Source organism: Streptomyces sp. NBRC 110035 (genome assembly GCF_000829695.1).
Taxonomy (GTDB): domain Bacteria; phylum Actinomycetota; class Actinomycetes; order Streptomycetales; family Streptomycetaceae; genus Streptomyces.
This window is the reverse complement of record NZ_BBNN01000034.1, coordinates 136,967-153,238: the sequence shown is the minus strand read 5'-3', so window position 1 is coordinate 153,238 and position 16,272 is coordinate 136,967. Positions and strand designations below refer to the sequence as shown.

Below are 16,272 nucleotides of genomic sequence, written 5' to 3'. Positions count from 1 at the left end.
TCCTACAAGCTGTCCCGCACCAAGCGCGCCGAGTTGCGCGGCAGGCTGTCGACGAAACCCGGCCTGAATCGCTACCTGCGCGTCACCCCCGGCGGACTGCTGCGGATCGACCGGAGCGTGGCCAAGGCCGAGGAGAACCTGGACGGCAAGTACCTTCTGCGCTCATCCGACCCGAAGCTGTCCGCCGAGGACATCGCACTCGGCTACAAGCAGCTCCTGGAAGTCGAGCGCGGCTGGCGGGACATGAAATCGATCGTCGATCTGCGGCCCGTCTACCACCGCCTCGAAGACCGGATACGCGCCCATGTGCTGCTGTGCTGGCTGGCCCTGCTGCTGATCCGCATCATCGAGACGACCTGTGACGACACCTGGTCCAACCTGCGACTCCAACTGGAGCGGCTGCACGTCGGCACGTTCACCGGCCCGGCCGGGACCTTCCGCCAGCGCACCGAGGTCACCAAGGCCCAGCAGACGATCCTGACAGCGCTCCAGGTCCCTGCCCCGCCCCGGATCCTCGAAGCCGCCCCACCGGCCTGACCAGGCACAACGCAACCGCCTAGGCACACGCCCCGGCGGCGCTGCAGCATGCGTTTGCGCAGGTCAACCCACAGATTCGCGACCTAGGCCGCGAAGAGTTCTGCGGAACTCAGGTCGTACGGCTGGCCAAGGACGCCAAGCAGCAAGGCTGGTGGAGTTCGTTCGCCGATTCCATCCCAGAGAGCATGAACCTGCTGCTCACGCTGGAGGACGAGGCCGTACGGGAGGACCACTTCTCCTGCGTCTACGTCCCCGGCCTCCTCCAGACCCGCGCCTACAGCACCGCTCTGCAGAAGGCCAACGAGATTCCCCTGGAGCAGGCCGAGATCGAGCGGCTGGTGGACATCCGCATGAAGCGGCAGGAGATCCTCACCCGACCGAAGCCGCCCCGCCTGTGGGCGATCCTCGACGAGTCCGTGATCCGCCGGGTCGTCGGATCACCGGAGGCGATGAAGGAGCAGCTGGACCGGCTGCTTGAGGCCAATGAGTCCCCACACATCACGCTTCAGATCCTGCCGTTCTCCAAGGGCGCCCACTCCGCGGCGCTCGGCAGCTTCGTGATCCTCGGGGGCACCGAGTCAGCTCTCGACGTGGTCTACGTCGACTTCCACACCGGTTCGCTCTTCCTGGAGCAGGAGGAAGAACTGGAGCGATACAGACTTGCGTTCGAGTACCTCCGCGCACAAGCGTTGGACATGGAGGCTTCCTCCGCCCTGATCCAACGTGCCCGCAAGGAGCTGTGAATGTCCGTCGCCCATCAGCCCGGCATCGAGCTGAACTGGTTCAAGTCCTCGTACAGCGGCGGCAACGCGACTGAGTGCATGGAATGCGCGCATGTCACGCATGGCGTGCTCATACGCGACTCCAAGGAGAACGCGGGGGGCCGGGCCGTCTCGGTGAGATACGAGGCCTGGCACCCCTTCGTACAGGCGATTCGAAATGAGTGGGGCTTCGAGGTCCCGCTCGGATCGTGATCCCACGGCAAGGCATGGAGCGGCTCAGAACTACTGAGCCGCTTTCTGGACGCAGTCTGGCTGAGGGGACGGGGAAGGTCGCGGTCACCAGAAACCAGCACAGCCGACGCACCGCCGACGAGCATGACCGCCCCGAACCGAGAAGTCGGCGCACGCCACCCGTCACGGCATCCCCGAGCTCTCCCCGGGTGTGCCGGACAGGGCGATGCCGAGAGCGGTTCGTTCGTGGTAGGTGAAGCGTCCCACGCGGTGGCTCGGCACCAGGCCCGCATGACGCAGCGCGGAGACGTGCCCGGACACGGTGGAAGGGCTCATGCCGTGGGTCCGGGCCAAGGTGCTGGTCGGTGTGGGCCGGTCGAGGCCGTTGAGGATGCGGGCCCGGGCGCGGCCGATGAGGCACTCGAGGGCGTTCGTGCTGTGGGTGTCCGTGGTGGAGCGCCACAGGTCGCCGATCCCGCGGGCGGGGTAGATGACGGTGGGCTGCCATGGCTGCTCGGCCACGACGGTGAGGGCCGGCCAGACGAAGACGCTCGGCAGGAGGAGCAGGCCGCGGCCGTTGAGGCGCCGGGTGATGCGGTGAGGTGTCGCGATCACCAGTCGGCGGTCCTCGCGCCACTGCAGGGAGGAGTGCAGTTCCCCGAGCATGTGCTGGAAGCCGCCGGCGGCGACCTGCTGTGAGCGCAACGCGATGTCGGCGTGCAGGAGGTCGCGCAGCTGTGCCCACTGCGGGGCGACCAGGCGGTTCCAGCACAGGCGGATCAGGGCGCCGAGTTCGGCCACGGTGTGCGCGGGGTCGCCGAGCAGGTGGTCGGCGAGGTCCCGGTCCGGCGGGGCACCGCGTTCAGGCCCGTGGAGGCATCGGTGCAGTTCCGCCTCCACCTGGGCGAGGGGCGTGGCGGTCACCTGCTCCAGCTCGTCGTCGAAGGTCGCCATGGGGCCGGAGGGCGGTGGTGTGAGGAAGTCGGGGGTGTATCCCGTACGCGGCAGCAGTGTGAGCAGCGGAGCGAGCGCGGCATCGTCGACGAGCGGGCGCACCTGCCGTACCCAGGGGAGGTGGTACGCCTGGCGCCGTGGGTCGGCGAGGGTGCGGACCGCGGCCACGGTCTCCCAGAGGGGCGAGAGCGCGAAGCGGCACCGGAGCAGGTCCTCGGTCTCCACCAGGAGTTGCACCGCCATACGCTCTCCTGGCTCCCTCCGCCTGAGGACTGCCTCCGCCTGGTGTTTCCCTCCCTCTGGTTCCCCGGCGGTTTCGAGTATGTCCGAATCGATTGAGCCGTGGCGCCGTGTCCCGTGATGCTGCGGCCATGTCACAGCAGAGTTCTCCTTCCTCTTCCCCTGCCGCGGCCCCTCAGGGAACTGCGAAGTCCCCCACCTGCCGGTCGATTCTGGCCGTCCCCGAGTTCCGCGTGATGTTCCTCGCGCAGATCGTCGCCACGCTGGGCAACGCGACCACCCAGATCACGCTCTCGGTGGTGGTGTACGAGCGGACGAGGTCTCCCCTGCTGTCGTTCCTGACCTTCGCGCTGGGCTTCGCCCCCTGTCTGTTCGGCGCCACGTTCCTGTCCGCGGTCGCCGACCGGTATTCCAGCCGTGACGTGCTCGTGGTCTGCCAGGTCGTCAGCTGCGCGGTCGTCGGTCTCATGGCCGTTCCGTCGGCCCCGATCCCTGTTCTCCTGCTCCTTCTGCTGGTCCTGGGGACCGTTGCCCCGGTGTTCCAGGGGGCTCGTGCGGCCAGCCTGCCGGATCTGCTGTCGGGTGCGGGATACGTCCTGGGCCGCTCTCTGCTGCGGCTGGTGTCGCAGAGTACTCAGATCATCGGCTTCGCTGCCGGAGGGGTGCTGCTGATCGCTCTGACGTCCACGCAGGCGCTGCTGTTGGCGTCGGTGGGGTTCGGGGTCGCGGCGCTGATGCTCCGGTTCGGTACCCGGCGGCTGCCGGCTCGTCAGGGGCCCGACCGCTCGCCGGTGACGCGTTCCTCGTTGAGTGGTGTTCGGCAGGTGTTCGCTGTTCCCGGCCTGCGGCCCTTGCTGCTGTTCACGTGGCTCCCGCCGACGCTCGTCGTGGCGCCGGAGGCGCTGGCTGCCACGTACGCCGACCGGTTGGGCGGCGGCTCCACGGCGACCGGCCTGCTGCTGGGCGCCGCGCCGGCGGGTTCGGTGATCGGTGAGATCCTGGCGGGGACGCTGCTGCGGCCCGGTGCCCGCGTCAGGCTGGTGCTGCCGCTCGGCTGCCTGATGTTCGTGCCGTTGCTGTTCTTCGTTTTCGCCCCCGGGCTCGTCCCGGCGACACTCCTGCTGGTGGTGTGCGGATTCGGATTCACCTACGCGATGGGGCTGGACCAGCGTGTGCTGGACGCCACGCCCGAGGAGTTGCGGGGCAGGGCGCTCACGATCACCATGGCGGGGCTCATGATCGGTCAGGGCGTCGGGTTCGCCGCGGCCGGCGCCACGGCCGAGTTCCTGCCCGCTCACCTCGTAGTCGCGGGGGCCGGAGTCCTGGGACTGGCCGGTGTCGTGGTGTGCGCCCGTGCGCCTCTAGCCGCACGGGCGCACCGGTCGGTTCAGTACGGGGAACACGGACGCACCCGCCGAGCGGTCGCCTTCGTGACCCGGCGGGGATCCGGCGGGGATCCGGCGGGGACGGCCTTCTAGTCGGTGGGGCGAAGCAGTGCCCACTCCCGTTCCTCGTCGAGCCACCGGTCCAGGAACAGTCCGGCGGAAGTGGCCAGCTTCTCCATGTCTTCGTCGGAGTGGACGAGGTCGGTCCACGCGTGGGTCCACGTCGTTTCGCCGCGGCGGCATGCCTGGGCTGCGTGCAGGAAGCCGTCCTCCAGCCGGGCCTCTGTGACGGTGATCAGGAACTCGCCGGACCGGTGCTCCCGGCCGGGCCGCAATGACGCGGCCCAGTGCGGAGAGGTCCGCTGGACGAGCACGACGCCGTCGTCCGCGACGTGCCGTCTGCAGGTGGCCAGGAAGGCTTCCCGCTGGCCGGGAACGATGGTGTTGACCAGGAAGCCGGCGAGAACCACAGCGGGGAACTCCCGCGGCAGGTCGAGTTCCTCGATGTCGGCGTGGACGCGTGTGGCACCCCGCACGCAGGCGAGCATGTCGGCGCTCTGGTCGACCGCGACCACGGGGTGCCCGAGGTCTACGAGCGCGTGGGTGATCCTGCCTGCTCCGCAGCCGAGTTCGAGTACGGCGCATCCGGGAGGGACCGCTCCGTGGATGAGCGCCGGTTCCCCGCCGGGAGGGAACGAACGGTACAGGCCGACGGGGCTGCCGTCCGGTGCCACCGGGCCGCCGTCGGAGGAGGTACCGGTACCGAGAGGGCTCACGCGGCACCCCCGCTCACCGGCAGCGTGCGGAGCCCGCGCAGGGTGGCGTGACGCCAGTGGACCGGCTCTCCGGCGAGCCTCAGCCGCGGGGTGTGCCGCAGGAGGGCGCCCAGCGCGACGGCGCACGTCAAGCGGGCCAGTGAGGCGCCCGCACACGCGTGCGCGCCCCAGCCGAACCCCAGGTTGTGGTTCGGGGTGCGGGTGAGGTCCAGTTCGTCGGGTTGCGGAAACTGACGGGGATCGCGGTTCGCGGCAGCGATCAGGAGGATCACGTCGCTTCCTCCTCGAAGGAGGCGACCTCCCAGTTCCACGTCCTGGGTGCACACGCGGGCGACGGCCTGTACGGGGCCGGAGTGCCGCAGCAGTTCCTTGAGCGCGTTCTCGGTCACGCCGGTGGCCTGGAGTTCCTTCCACGCCCCCGGGGTGCGCAGCAGAGCCAGTGCGGAAGCCGCGACGAACCGGCTCGTCGGGGCGTACCCGGCGTGGAGCATGGCACGCAGGGTGTTGAGGATCATGTCGCGGGAGATGCTCTGCGCCGCTTCGGCCCGCCGCAGATCCGCGAGCAGACCGGTGTCCGGCTCGCCGTCGAGCCAGCGTGAGACCTCCTCGCTGAGCTTGTCGCGGGCCCGCGTTCCGGGGGCGGCGGCTTCCGGGGTGAGGCCGGAGTCCATGGCCGCGACGATCGCCTCGGACCAGGCGACGATGTTCTTCTCGTCGGCGTCGGGAACTCCGAACAGCGCAGCCACCGCCGCGAAGGACAGCGGGGCGGTGAAGGACTCGACCAGGTCGAAGGACGGCTGTGCGGACAGCCTGACGAGGAGTTCGTCCGCCAGGTCCTCCAGCTTCGTCCTGAGGGCGGCGAAGTCCTGGCGCCGGTAGGCGTCCATCAGCACGCGGTGTACGGCACCGTGCTCCGGCGGGTCCAGAGTCTGGATGCTGAGCAGGTTGTCGGGGATCTCGGCACCGGCCGCCGCCAGTCGGAGGAGAAGAGGTCGGTGCGGTGCAGGGCGAACAGGCAGTCGTCGTATCCGCTGACCACCCAGGCGCTCAACGGCGCGTACCAGTGGACCGGTTCGGCCGACCGGAGACGATGGTACATCGGCTGCGGATCGTTGATGGTCGCGTCGTCCAGCGGCCGGAACAGGTCCATCCTCGGTTCTCCCGCGTATCGGTGGTACGGGTGGAAGTCGGCTGCGGCGGCCCGAACCGGTCCGCCGCCGCCCCGGGACAGCCGGCGACCGGCGGGGTGTCCGCTCGGTCACCGGCTGTCGTGGTCCGCGTCAGTGCAGGTAGCGCATGAGTCCTCCTCGGCTGGTCGGCGGGACCGGGTGTACGGGAGATCAGTGCAGGTAGCGCATGGCGCACCTCCTCGGTACCGGGTTGTCGGGGCGGACGCGGGCCGCATCCGAACGTGCAGCGGGAAGCGCCCCGCGGGCTCTGGGGCGGGGCGGGGCGGGGCGGCCACGGACTGAGGCCGTGTCCGGCCGTGGCCTCGTCGGGCCGGTGCTACCTCACGGGTGGGCGGGCCGGCCGGGCCGGGCGCTCGACGCTCTGGTGGTGGCGTCCACGCCGTGAGAAGAAGACGGCACGCGGGGGACTGCTGGAAAGCCCCAGGTGCATGCCGCGTTCCTCGATCCAGCCTTGGAGGCGGAACTCACCGCCGCCCACATGGATCAGGCCGAAGTCGGGCCCGTCGCCGATGTCCAGCACCAGGCGACCGTGCTTGGCGACCACCCGGGCGTCCAGGTCCCGTTCCCCGTGGTCGGCGACCGGCTCGTCCAGGCGCAGGAAGCAGGGCGGCACGGTCAGCGTGCACTGGAAGTCGGCCAGCCCGAACGGGCGCAGGGGTATCTCGGGGCGCGAGAACGCCACGTCGCTCAAGGGGACGCGCTGCAGGAAGTCCTCGGGAAACAGATCCAGCAGTTCAGGGGTGACGACGCAGTCGACGACGAGGTGGACACGCGGCCGGCTGCCGGTGTTCACGACGCTGTGCGGGCGGCTGAAGTCGCCGTACCACAGGTGGCCGGGCTGCCAGCGGTGCTCCTTGCCGTCGATGCGAAGCACAGCACCGGGGTTGGTGCGAATCGGCACATGGAGCCGTACGAAGCCGTAGAGGAACCCGGTCGGCGTGTCGCGGTGCTCCGGGACCTCCACTCCCGGGGCCAGGGACATCAACCGGGCACAGCGCAGAGAAGTGGGCAGGGAGGCGAGCACCCCGGCCATGTACGGTGTGCGCCTGAGCCACGGGGTGTCCGCGAACCCGTCGGTCCCGGGCCCTCCCGGGTCGGTGCGGCCGGGGTCGCCCGCGGGACTGCGGAGAGCCAGGCACCGCCAGTCGATCTCCGCTGGATCAGTGAGGTCTCCCCCCGTCCACGACCGACTGCTGAGCACCCCACGTGCGGTCGCCCAGTGAGTCGAGGTCTCTCTGCAAGAGCTCGGGATCGAAAGCCCGTCGCAGAGGTACCGCTTCAGGAAGATCACTGATGGCGTCGGCCACGTCCAGCACCTGCGTCACATGCCCTCCCACTTCGCCCCACCTGGCGCGGCGGACGGCACCGGGCCCGAACAGAAGCGATCATTCGCGAGACGCATGACAGGTACAAGCGACTCGCGTTCCTGCACTTCTCAGGCGATCTTGTTAGCGCGCGCTCGATGCAGTGAATATGACCGAAACCCAGCGGCACAGGCGTTTCGCCGAGGAGAGTGTCTTGTTTTCGCACAATCCCTGGTATGGGCGCCTCCTGGGCTTGTTCGGGCGTTACCGGTCACCAATGACGGGGTCGCCGTAAAATCCGGCGAGGGCATTGTCACTGCCTTCGAACGGCGGGTCCGGCCGGCCTCCCGTGCGACGCGACGGAGTCCGGAGCCCGCCCGTGACCGCTGCAGGCACGACGGCCGGGCAGCGGGGCCTCGCCCACCGCAGTGCGCACCGGCGGACGCCGCGAACACCCCGGCAGCAGGGACGGTGACGCCGGACCAAAGACCGCGGACCCTTACCCGGCGGACACCACCGGGCGCAATGGCGGCCGACGCCCTCCTTACCGTCGCGGCTGCGCAGGACGGCATGCCGGGAAGACGGCATGCCGGGAGGATCAGCCACCCTCTTGGTTCCCGTGGCCGCATTGCCGGCAAAGGGAGGCGCCGCGCCCTTCCTTATGATGCGCAGGAGGCGAGGTGACGAATACGCGCCATACGGCGATTATTTCGGGTCCGTCCGCCGGACACAGCGGCTCCAGCAGGCGGAGCAAGCCGGACCGGGCCGACGCGCCGTGGGCGCGGATCGAGCCGTCGCCTCCGGACCGGACGCCGAAGCGGGTGGCTGCCGGCGGGACCACCGTGAGGCGATCGACGCGTTCGCGCCGCCCGGGGTCTTTCCCTCCCGGCGCGTGCACCCCCGCTCCCGTTCCCGCCCTCCCGGAGAAGCGGACACAACCTGTCCTCCACACCACGAAGACTCGTGCCCTCGGCGGTCACAGGGGCCGCTCGTTCACAAGGAGTCTGCGCGTGTTCTCCGTTCTCGCCGACATCGACTGGTTGGCCGTCGCGATCGCAGCCGTGGCATCGTTCCTGCTCGCCGGCGTGTGGTTCGCAGTCGTGATCGCCAAGCCGTACGCCGTCGCCCTCGGCCGCGAGGGCGCGCCGGCGCCCGCACCGACGGCGGTCACCACGGCGGGCCCCCTGGTGTGTCTCCTCGTCACCGTCCTGACCAGCGCCGTGCTCGTCGAGGCACTCGACATCACCGGCATCGGTGACGCCGTGACCTTCGGGCTCCTCGTCGGCGTCGGTTATCTCGGCGCGATGACCTTCCAGATCGCCATCAACCCGAACTTTCCGCGCCCGCTCTACTACGGCATCCTCAACGCGCCGTTCTTCGTGATCACGAGCGTGCTCAACAGCGTCGTCCTGGTCGCGATGCGCTAGGCCTGTCGTCTCACAGGTCCGGGTTCGTGGGTCATGGTGCGGTGGTACGTCGCCATGAACCGTCCGATGCCGAGTGGGATCCGATCCGTCCGTCGCTGCCCGCGGCCTGCGCCGGGGCGGCCCCGGAGTGCCGGCCGGACAGCGGGCGGAGGGGGCGGCGCACCGGACCCCGACGGGAACCGGGCCGCCCGCCGAGGCGTTCCACTCATGGTGAACATCCATTCACGGAGGGTGCTCGGCATGGATCCGATAGCAGTAGGGCTGCTCGCGGCCCTGGCGGGCGGTGCAGGCGGCGAGTTGGGGCGGCAGGCGTGGGCTGGGCTGAGTGCCCTGGTGCGGCAGCCGTTCCGGCGTGGGCGGGACACGGCGGAAGCCCCTCAGGTCAGTACCGGGGAGCCGGAGTTGGCAGCCCTGGGGCAGGCGCCGGACGACCAGGCGCGCGCACGGGCCCTCAGCGCCGCGCTCGCCGCTCGCACCTCGCTGGACCCCGACTTCGACGCCGGCCTGCGGCAGTGGCACGAAGGGGCGAGGCTGGTCCTCACGGAAGACGGCGACGTGCGCAACAGCATCAGCGGGGGCAACCAGTACGGGCCTGTGCTTCAGGGCCGGGACTTCTCCGGGCTCTCCTTCAGCACGCAGCCTCCGCCGCCGGCCGCCCCTGCGGGCGGAACCCCTGCGGCGCGGGACTGAGCGGCGCCGAGGCGGCCCCGCGCGGGGCGGGTGCGCGCGGGGCACGGGTGCGCGCGGGGCGGGTACGTGCCGGGAGCGGTCACCGCCCGGGGAGCACAAAGGTGTGCCTGCCCCCGTTCGTCCCGGATGACAGCGTGGCACAGGTCGGCCGGGAGTCGTCCTCATGAACGGCCCCGGCCACCGGCCCGACAAACGGCCCGGGGGCCCCGCCGGCAGGCCGCCGGCCGGTCAGCAGGCGGCGAGAAGGCCGGCAAGGACACCTGCCGGGTCGTGCAGCACCCGGGCGCCGTCGGTGACGACACGATGCGTCCCGTGCTCGACGGGATCTGTCTTCGCCCAGGCCGGAGAGCCGATGCCCAGCTCGACTTCCAGGCCGGAGGCCGTGGAGCAGCGTCGCTCTGCGATCGGCCCCCACGACTGGGTGCGGATCGGTTTGCCCAGCCCGAGTTCCACGGCCCAGCCGTCCTCGAGGAGATACCACGACTCATCCGTGCTGAGCAGGACGACGTCGATGTCGGAGTCCGGTCGCGCGGCGTTGCGGGCGCACGATCCCACCAAGAGCAGGCCGACGATGTCTTCACGGCCCCTCGCCCAGCGTGTGATCCGGTCGATGACCTCGCTGATCTCAGCGGCCCTCTCCGGGGAGAGCACGGCTGGAGGATTCACCGACCGACCGTCGCGATGCACCTCGAACACCCCTCACCGAACAGCCGGCGCAGTCGTGACCAGAGCAAGATCTACCCGCGCCACGAGGCGGGACACGCCGCAGGCTCAAGATGAGGCGTCGGCCGCCTTCGCCCTGCGGTCCGAACACGTACCCGAGTTCCTGGCGCCGGAAACGTGCCGGCAGACCGCCACCTGCCCCTGACGAATGCCGCAGAGTGGGGCGTTGTCCGCCAAGGCGTGCTCCAGACCTGGGCCACCGGTCTCCCGACAAGCAGCAAGGCGTGCGGGGCAGGCCCCGTTGCCGCGTACCCCGTGCCGCATGCCCCGGTGCCGAGCCCGTGCGACAGACGGTCGTGGGCATCCGTGTCGGAGTCCGCCCACGCGGTCTCGGGCCCACCGGGCTGTTTCGAGGTCTCTCAGCCGGCGCACGATCCCGCTGCCGCTGCCGCTGCTGTGGGTGCTGCTGCTACCGCTGCTATTGCCCGTGCTGCTGCTACTGCTGTTGGCGCTGCCGCCGTCAGATGTCAGGGCGTGGGTGCCCGCGCTCGCGGGCAGAGCGGTGACCAACGCCGCTCCGGATCGCCCGGTCCCACCGGAGGGGACATCCACGTCCTGAGGCACCTGAAGCGGGCCGACAGCGAAGAGGCCCGGCCTGATCCGCACTCAGCCCTCCGCAGCCGCGTCCACGTATCCCATCCTGCGGTTCATGGCGATCGCGTCCGCGTTGGCCGGGTGTGGTGGAAGGTGCGGACCGTGCTCGTTCCGGACTCCCTGACGAAGGCCATTCCGAAGGTCTTCATGGCGATCGAGATGCCGCGGCCCCGGTAGCCGGCCCGTACGCCGGTCATCTCGTTGAAGAGGAAGCCCTCCCGGACCGACGTGGCCGCCATGCCGATCCACTCGTCGCCGTCCAGGGCGATCACGATGCCACGGGGGTCGTAGCCGGCGGCCTCGAAGCGCCGCTCGGCGTACTCGTCGAACGAGTAGAACTCCCCGCGCCCGGGGATGTCGGCGGGGCACTCCTTGTTCAGCGCGTACAGCCTGCGACGGTGTTCCGGTGTGTCGCCCAGTTCGGCGAGGGTGGTCAGGCGGATGCCGTCCTCGCGGCACCGCGTCACGTACGTCTCGAAGTGCGGTGCGTCGAAGGCTGCGACGTCCAGTTCGAGCTTCACCCAGGGGACGGTCGTGTCGGCTCCACCGTGTCCTTTCCAGCGTGTTCCCCGCGCCTTGCGGCAGGCCCCTCATCCTGCTGTTCGATCGGGCCGGGGAGAAGATCGCCGAGGGCTCCGGCGGAAAATCCGTGCCGGAAGGGCTGGGGAGGGACCAGACTCGTGGCATGGCTGACATGGGGGCGTTCCGGGAGGCGGTCATCGGGTGGGACGCCGGTGGGCCGGGTGAGCCCGTGCGGGAGCCGGCGGCACGGTCGGCCGTCCGGGCGGTCGTGCTGCTCGAAGGGCCGAGCGGCCGTCGACGCGCCGGCCGAACGGCGCGGGCGGGACCTGGAGGGCGAAGGGGTGTGTGTCCTGCCGATGGGCGGGGCGATGAGCGTCGGGCGTTTCGCTCGCCTGCTCGGGCCGTCCCCCGGCCTGGGTCTGCGCCTCACGGGGCTGTGCGACGAGCGGGAACGGCGCTTCTACGCCCGCGCCTTGGACGGGGCGGCGGTGACCGGTGCGGCACGGCCGCAGCGGTTCTTCGTCTGCGCGGCGGATCTGGAGGACGAGTTGATCCGCGCGCTGGGTGTGGCACGGGTGGAGGAACTCGTCCGGGCCGAGGGCGACCTGCGCGCCCTGCAGACGTTCCTGCACCAGCCCGCGCAGCAGGGCCGCACCCCGCAGCAGCAGTTGCGTCGCTTCCTCGGCACGAAGAAGGGGCGCAAGATCCGCTACGGACGCGTCCTCGTCGGGGCCCTCGAACCCGACCGCGTCCCCGCCCCGCTCGACGGTCTGTTCGCCGTCCTCTGAGCCCACCTCCCCTCTGCCCGTGATACCGGCGGGGGGCGCTCTGTGGACAGTCTCGGGAGAAGTGGGCCCGGGATGGGATCCCGTCCCGCAACGATGGGCGGCTGGTCGCGTCACCGGTCGGCGCGGGGAACGTGCTCACCGCGCCGCCCCCTTGTCGGAGCGCGACCGTCGCCAAGGGCACAGGGGGCGAGCGTCGTGGCCCGTCCCCTGTGCTGTGGGTCAGGCGATGGCCAGGCGTACCTGGGCGGAGTCCGTCCCGGCGAAGGTGAAGGAGAACTGCTTCCGGGCACCGGAGCCGCAGGCGGACTTGGTGCGGTGGGCGCCGTTGCCGGCGTTGATGCGGACCACGGCGCACTTGCCGTCCATCCGGGTGTCCTCGAGCCAGCCGTACACCTTCACGCCGCCGCCCGAGCAGCTCAGGGTCCAGCCGGCCTTCGCCCCGCTGATCACCGGGGAGGCGGAGGACGGGCAGGTGGCCGCGCTCGCCGGGCCGGCGGCCCCGACGGCCAGCCCTCCGGCGAGGACGACGGTGGACACGAGGGAGGCGATGGTGTTGCGGACAGCAGACATGGATGACCCCTTCGGGTGGAGTGCTGACAGGAAGCGGACCGGCGGGAGGCCCTGGACGTGCTGCCCGCCGACGGGGCGGGCTGTCCGGGAGTGCCGGTCGCAGAACCAGCATCACCGGCGGGGCCGGGTGGGAGGAGACGTTTCCGACCACGTGCCGAGGCACATCGATGCACCCTGCCTGACGACGCCTTGACCTGCCGTTATGCCCTCATGCAGGAGGGCTGCACGGCATGTGACGCATGTGCGGCACGGTCGGGACGGTCGGGCAGTGCGTGTGCCGCTCTTCACGCGGACGCGGACACGGAGGGCAGTGGGCTCGTGGACCTCTGGTACGCAGGGGCTCCGGCGGGCGGGAGCTGCGCCACCAGCAGGGCCAGCCAGGTGTCCACGTCCACCCTGCCGGTCACGGGCAGGTCCTGTGTGCTCTGGAAGAACCTCAGGTCCTCGGCGGTCACCGCGGTGAACTCTCCCGACACCACCGTGCCGCCCTGGCCCACGTTGTTCAGAAGCTCCTGGGCGGCCCGTACCTCGTAGGTCCCGGATCCGGGCTTGACGTCCTTCACCAGTTCCGGCCAGGTGTGCTTGCCGACCTTGCCGTCGGGCGACAGGCCTCTCTTCCGTTGGAAGGCCATGACGGCGTCCCGGGTGTCCTCCCCGAAGAAGCCGTCCGCCCTCACCCTGTGGCCGTGCGCGTTCAGCAGGTTCTGCAGGGCCCGGGCACGGGTGAACTGATCCTGCTCGCCCATGACCAGCAGCGGCCACGGGGACGGCGCCCCACTCCCGGCCACGGCGCCCCCACCACCGGCCGGACCGTCCGCCGTGACGGCCCTGTGGTCCTGGACGGCGAAGCGTTCGTGCACGAGCACTCCGGCGGCGAACGACAGAACCACCGCGGCCCCCACCAGGACGTGCAGGTGCCACGGGAAGCGAGGGCCGCCGGTACCGCTGCCGCGCCCGCCCGTTCCGTGCGCGGCAGCGGTGCCGGCGGGGGCACCGTCCCCTGGCCCGGGGGCGGCAACGGGGTCGGCGGTCGCACGGGACCCGACAGGCTCATGGGGGCCGACAGGCTCATGGGGGCCGACGGGCTCATGGGGGCCGACAGGCCGGCGGGGGACGGCGGTCGCACCGGGCCCGTCCGTGGGGCCGGCCGGGGCGGCGGGTTCGCCTACGGCGTCGACGGCACGGTGGCGGCTGTTCTCCCGCAGCGCCGCCCGGCACAGCGCCCTTGCCCGGTCCAGCTCCACCGCCGGAGCGCGCAGGTGGGCGTGCAGCGCCTCGACCACCCTCAAAGGGGCGGTCGACGTGTGCTTCGGATTCAGGTAGCGCGGGAGCGTCGTCTGGTCGACGCCCAGACGCGCGGCCAGCGCCTGCTGTGTCGGCCGCGTGCCGCCGGACGGACTTCCGGCCTCCTCCCACCAGCGTCGGAGCAGTCGCGCCAACCGCACCCCGGTCCCTTGCTCCCGGCCCTCGCCCCGACCTCCTTGTTCCCGCGCCATGTACGTGTCTCTCCCGTCGTCCCGTGGAACAGCGGGCCCTCCACACCGCCCGCATCACGGCATAACGACATAACGACAGGTCAGGCACGCGCATCACGGTCGGCTTCGGAGGCATCGGCCTCGGCGGCGCGGGTCGCGACCGTGCGAGTCACGACCATGCGGATCGCAACCGTGCGAGTCACGACCGTGTGTGGTCGCGGCCGCCGGCCGGGCCGTCCACGCCGCTCCGTGCGGCCACGGACGCACTGCTCGACGGGGCGAACTCCGGCCGGTTCCCCGTGGGCCGTGGGCCCACGCCCCGCGCGGAGCCCCCGCCGGTCGCCCTACCCCCCGATCGCCTGCGACACCGTGTAGATCGCCAGGCCCGCCAGGGAACCGACGACCGTGCCGTTGATGCGGATGAACTGGAGGTCGCGGCCGATGTTGGCCTCGATCTTCTTCGTCGTGTGCTCGGCGTCCCAGCCGGCCACGGTGTCCGTGATCAGGGAGGTGATCTCCCCCCGGTAGGTGGTGACGACGTACACCGCGGCGCTCTCCAGCCAGCCGTCGACCTTGCCCTGCAGCCTGGTGTCGGCGGACATGCGCGCGCCCAGCGACAGCAGCGAGGCGCGTACGCGCAGCCGCAGCTCGCTGCGCTCGTCCTCCGCGGCGGAGACGATCATGGATCGTACGGCGGTCCAGGCGGAGGCGATCAGGTCCTGGACCTCGTCGCGGTCGAGGATCTCGCCCTTGAGCCGTTCTATCCGGGCGCGGGTCCCGGTGTCGGACTGGAGGTCGGAGGCGAAGTCGGTGAGGAAGCGGTCGAGGGCGCCGCGCGCGGGGTGGGCGGGCATGTCGCGCATCTCGGTGACGAAGCGCAGCAGTTCCTTGTAGACGCGGTCGCCGACCTTGCGGTCCACGAATTTCGGGGTCCAGCCGGGGGCGCCGCCCTGCACGGCGTTCATCACGGAGTCGCCGTGCAGCACGAGCCAGTCGTGGGCGCGGGCGACGACGACGTCGACGGCCTTCTTGTGGCCGCCGTCGGCGACGATCTTCTCCAGCATCTTGCCCATGCCGGGCGCGATTTCCTGGGCGTCCGCGCGGCGCGTGATCGCCTCGCCGACCACCGCCTGGACGTCGGAGTCGCGCAGGACGGTCAGCGCGCCGCGCAGGGCGGCCGACAGCTCGGCGGTGACCCGGTCGGCGTGCTCGGGCACCGCCAGCCAGGCGCCGAGCCGGCTGCCGATGCCGACGGAGCGCAGCCGCTCGCGGACGACGTCCCCGGAGAGGAAGTTCTCGCCGACGAAGTCACCCAGGGAGACGCCGAGCTGGTCCTTCTTGGTGGGGATGATCGCGGTGTGCGGGATGCGCAGGCCCAGGGGGTGGCGGAACAGGGCGGTCACGGCGAACCAGTCGGCGAGCGCGCCGACCATGCCCGCCTCGGCCGCCGCGGCGACGTAGCCCGCCCAGGCGCCGGCGCCCGCGTGGGACGCCCACTCGGCGAGGACGTACACCAGGGCGACGAACAGCAGCAGCCCGGTGGCGATGAGCTTCATCCGGCGCACTCCGCGCCGCTTCTCCTCGTCCGCCGGGCTGAACGTCGTCATCGCGCGGTGCGGGACGGCACCGGGGCGGGAGCGGGCCTCCGTGCGTCCGCCCCCGGCGGAGGGGGTGCCCGCGTCGCCGGTGCCTTCGGCGGGGGCCGTGTCCGTGGTGGCGCGCGGGGTTCCCGGGGCGCCCGTGGCACCCGGGCCGTCCGTGCTGCCCGGGGTGTCGGTGCCGCTCACCTCTCCCCTCCGCCCGGTCCGCTCGATCGGTTCCATCTGTTCCGCCCCGCTCCGTCCGCTCCGCCTGTCCGGTGATCCTTCACACATTGTCCCTTCCCGACCGACTCCCGGAACGGAACAGGAGTTCCCGGCGTCTGTCCCCTGGACGGCCCGACCGTCACCCGAGAGTGCCCCGAGAACACCCCGACGAACGCTCCGACCAGGGGTTCGGAGGGGCCCCGCCCGGGCTTCGGGGAGAACTCGGGGAAAAATCAGGGGGATCCAGCAGAAGGGTGCCCGGGGTGGGCCTCCGGGGAACGCCAGGGAGATTCCAGGGAAATGCCGGGGAGATGCCGGGGCACCCCGGCGGGTTCCTGG

General features: G+C 71.1%; 14 protein-coding genes and 3 pseudogenes. 7 read left to right on the top strand and 10 right to left on the bottom strand.

Annotation, left to right across the window (positions count from 1 at the left end):
• From TU30_RS23850 to TU30_RS23840, 3 genes and pseudogenes are all read left to right on the top strand, one after another.
• Positions 1 to 537 (top strand): annotated as a pseudogene (locus tag TU30_RS23850) (transposase); the annotation flags it as partial.
• 113 nt (positions 538 to 650) lie between these two features.
• A pseudogene (locus tag TU30_RS23845) lies at positions 651 to 1,280 on the top strand (DUF5753 domain-containing protein); the annotation flags it as partial.
• Positions 1,281 to 1,511 (top strand): DUF397 domain-containing protein, encoded by a 231-nt coding sequence (locus tag TU30_RS23840; protein ID WP_042173380.1) that lies wholly within the window; start codon positions 1,281 to 1,283, stop codon positions 1,509 to 1,511.
• Between the two features lie 162 nt (positions 1,512 to 1,673).
• Here TU30_RS23840 and TU30_RS23835 read toward each other — a convergent pair whose 3' ends face one another.
• Positions 1,674 to 2,687 carry a DUF5937 family protein gene (locus tag TU30_RS23835; RefSeq protein ID WP_042173378.1) on the bottom strand — a complete coding sequence of 338 codons (1,014 nt, stop codon included), beginning with the start codon at positions 2,685 to 2,687 and terminating at the stop codon, positions 1,674 to 1,676.
• A 128-nt stretch (positions 2,688 to 2,815) separates the two neighbouring features.
• Between TU30_RS23835 and TU30_RS23830 the strand changes: the two genes are divergently transcribed.
• Entirely contained in the window at positions 2,816 to 4,162 is a 1,347-nt protein-coding gene (locus TU30_RS23830; protein WP_078878465.1) for an MFS transporter, read from the top strand.
• On the opposite strand, the gene TU30_RS23825 is transcribed toward TU30_RS23830, so the two are convergent.
• The 4 genes from TU30_RS23825 to TU30_RS23810 all read right to left on the bottom strand — a co-directional run bounded on the left by TU30_RS23825 (position 4,159) and on the right by TU30_RS23810 (position 7,068).
• Positions 4,159 to 4,845 carry a bifunctional 2-polyprenyl-6-hydroxyphenol methylase/3-demethylubiquinol 3-O-methyltransferase UbiG gene (locus TU30_RS23825; protein ID WP_042173376.1) on the bottom strand — a complete coding sequence of 229 codons (687 nt, stop codon included), beginning with the start codon at positions 4,843 to 4,845 and terminating at the stop codon, positions 4,159 to 4,161. The genes TU30_RS23830 and TU30_RS23825 overlap by 4 nt on opposite strands.
• Complete coding sequence (locus tag TU30_RS23820; RefSeq protein ID WP_234307971.1) at positions 4,842 to 5,732, bottom strand: cytochrome P450; 891 nt, start codon at positions 5,730 to 5,732, stop codon at positions 4,842 to 4,844. Before TU30_RS23820 ends, TU30_RS23825 begins: the two co-directional genes overlap by 4 nt.
• Positions 5,732 to 5,995, bottom strand: coding sequence for a hypothetical protein (locus tag TU30_RS23815; RefSeq protein WP_042173372.1), 264 nt, complete (start codon positions 5,993 to 5,995; stop codon positions 5,732 to 5,734). The genes TU30_RS23820 and TU30_RS23815 overlap by 1 nt, the downstream gene beginning before the upstream one ends.
• Before the next feature lie 356 nt (positions 5,996 to 6,351).
• Positions 6,352 to 7,068, bottom strand: a complete 717-nt coding sequence (locus TU30_RS23810; protein WP_234307969.1) for an aspartyl/asparaginyl beta-hydroxylase domain-containing protein — start codon at positions 7,066 to 7,068, stop codon at positions 6,352 to 6,354.
• A gap of 1,281 nt (positions 7,069 to 8,349) precedes the next feature.
• On the opposite strand from TU30_RS23810, the gene TU30_RS23805 reads away from it, so the two are divergent.
• Both TU30_RS23805 and TU30_RS23800 read left to right on the top strand, forming a co-directional pair.
• Positions 8,350 to 8,766, top strand: coding sequence for a DUF1761 domain-containing protein (locus TU30_RS23805; RefSeq protein ID WP_042173369.1), 417 nt, complete (start codon positions 8,350 to 8,352; stop codon positions 8,764 to 8,766).
• Between the two features lie 240 nt (positions 8,767 to 9,006).
• Positions 9,007 to 9,456, top strand: coding sequence for a hypothetical protein (locus TU30_RS23800; RefSeq protein ID WP_042173367.1), 450 nt, complete (start codon positions 9,007 to 9,009; stop codon positions 9,454 to 9,456).
• Between the two features lie 228 nt (positions 9,457 to 9,684).
• On the opposite strand, the gene TU30_RS23795 is transcribed toward TU30_RS23800, so the two are convergent.
• Together TU30_RS23795 and TU30_RS36585 are read right to left on the bottom strand one after the other, a co-directional pair.
• On the bottom strand, positions 9,685 to 10,122 hold the full coding sequence (locus TU30_RS23795; protein ID WP_234307968.1) for a nucleotidyltransferase domain-containing protein: 438 nt from the start codon (positions 10,120 to 10,122) through the stop codon (positions 9,685 to 9,687).
• Between the two features lie 704 nt (positions 10,123 to 10,826).
• The gene (locus TU30_RS36585; protein WP_234307967.1) at positions 10,827 to 11,294 is read right to left on the bottom strand and encodes a GNAT family N-acetyltransferase; all 468 of its coding nucleotides are present in this window, start codon (positions 11,292 to 11,294) and stop codon (positions 10,827 to 10,829) included.
• A gap of 164 nt (positions 11,295 to 11,458) precedes the next feature.
• On the opposite strand from TU30_RS36585, the pseudogene TU30_RS23785 reads away from it, so the two are divergent.
• A pseudogene (locus TU30_RS23785) lies at positions 11,459 to 12,083 on the top strand (ATP-dependent endonuclease).
• A gap of 219 nt (positions 12,084 to 12,302) precedes the next feature.
• On the opposite strand, the gene TU30_RS23780 reads toward TU30_RS23785, so the two are convergent.
• The 3 genes from TU30_RS23780 to TU30_RS23770 form a co-directional block, all read right to left on the bottom strand.
• On the bottom strand, positions 12,303 to 12,653 hold the full coding sequence (locus tag TU30_RS23780; protein WP_042173363.1) for a hypothetical protein: 351 nt from the start codon (positions 12,651 to 12,653) through the stop codon (positions 12,303 to 12,305).
• A gap of 284 nt (positions 12,654 to 12,937) precedes the next feature.
• On the bottom strand, positions 12,938 to 14,098 hold the full coding sequence (locus tag TU30_RS23775; protein WP_063837654.1) for a peptidoglycan-binding protein: 1,161 nt from the start codon (positions 14,096 to 14,098) through the stop codon (positions 12,938 to 12,940).
• Between the two features lie 374 nt (positions 14,099 to 14,472).
• Positions 14,473 to 15,951: a DUF445 domain-containing protein gene (locus TU30_RS23770; RefSeq protein ID WP_042173358.1), complete on the bottom strand. Its 1,479-nt coding sequence runs from the start codon at positions 15,949 to 15,951 to the stop codon at positions 14,473 to 14,475.
• Between the last annotated feature and the right edge of the window lie 321 nt (positions 15,952 to 16,272).

Coding starts and splice junctions, on each gene's coding strand:
- TU30_RS23840 (WP_042173380.1), top strand. CDS start 1,281: ATGTCCGTCGCCCATCAGCCCGGCATCGAGCTGAACTGGTTCAAGTCC.
- TU30_RS23835 (WP_042173378.1), bottom strand. CDS start 2,687: ATGGCGGTGCAACTCCTGGTGGAGACCGAGGACCTGCTCCGGTGCCGC.
- TU30_RS23830 (WP_078878465.1), top strand. CDS start 2,816: ATGTCACAGCAGAGTTCTCCTTCCTCTTCCCCTGCCGCGGCCCCTCAG.
- TU30_RS23820 (WP_234307971.1), bottom strand. CDS start 5,732: ATGGACGCCTACCGGCGCCAGGACTTCGCCGCCCTCAGGACGAAGCTG.
- TU30_RS23815 (WP_042173372.1), bottom strand. CDS start 5,995: ATGGACCTGTTCCGGCCGCTGGACGACGCGACCATCAACGATCCGCAG.
- TU30_RS23810 (WP_234307969.1), bottom strand. CDS start 7,068: ATGGCCGGGGTGCTCGCCTCCCTGCCCACTTCTCTGCGCTGTGCCCGG.
- TU30_RS23800 (WP_042173367.1), top strand. CDS start 9,007: ATGGATCCGATAGCAGTAGGGCTGCTCGCGGCCCTGGCGGGCGGTGCA.
- TU30_RS23780 (WP_042173363.1), bottom strand. CDS start 12,653: ATGTCTGCTGTCCGCAACACCATCGCCTCCCTCGTGTCCACCGTCGTC.
- TU30_RS23770 (WP_042173358.1), bottom strand. CDS start 15,951: ATGGAACCGATCGAGCGGACCGGGCGGAGGGGAGAGGTGAGCGGCACC.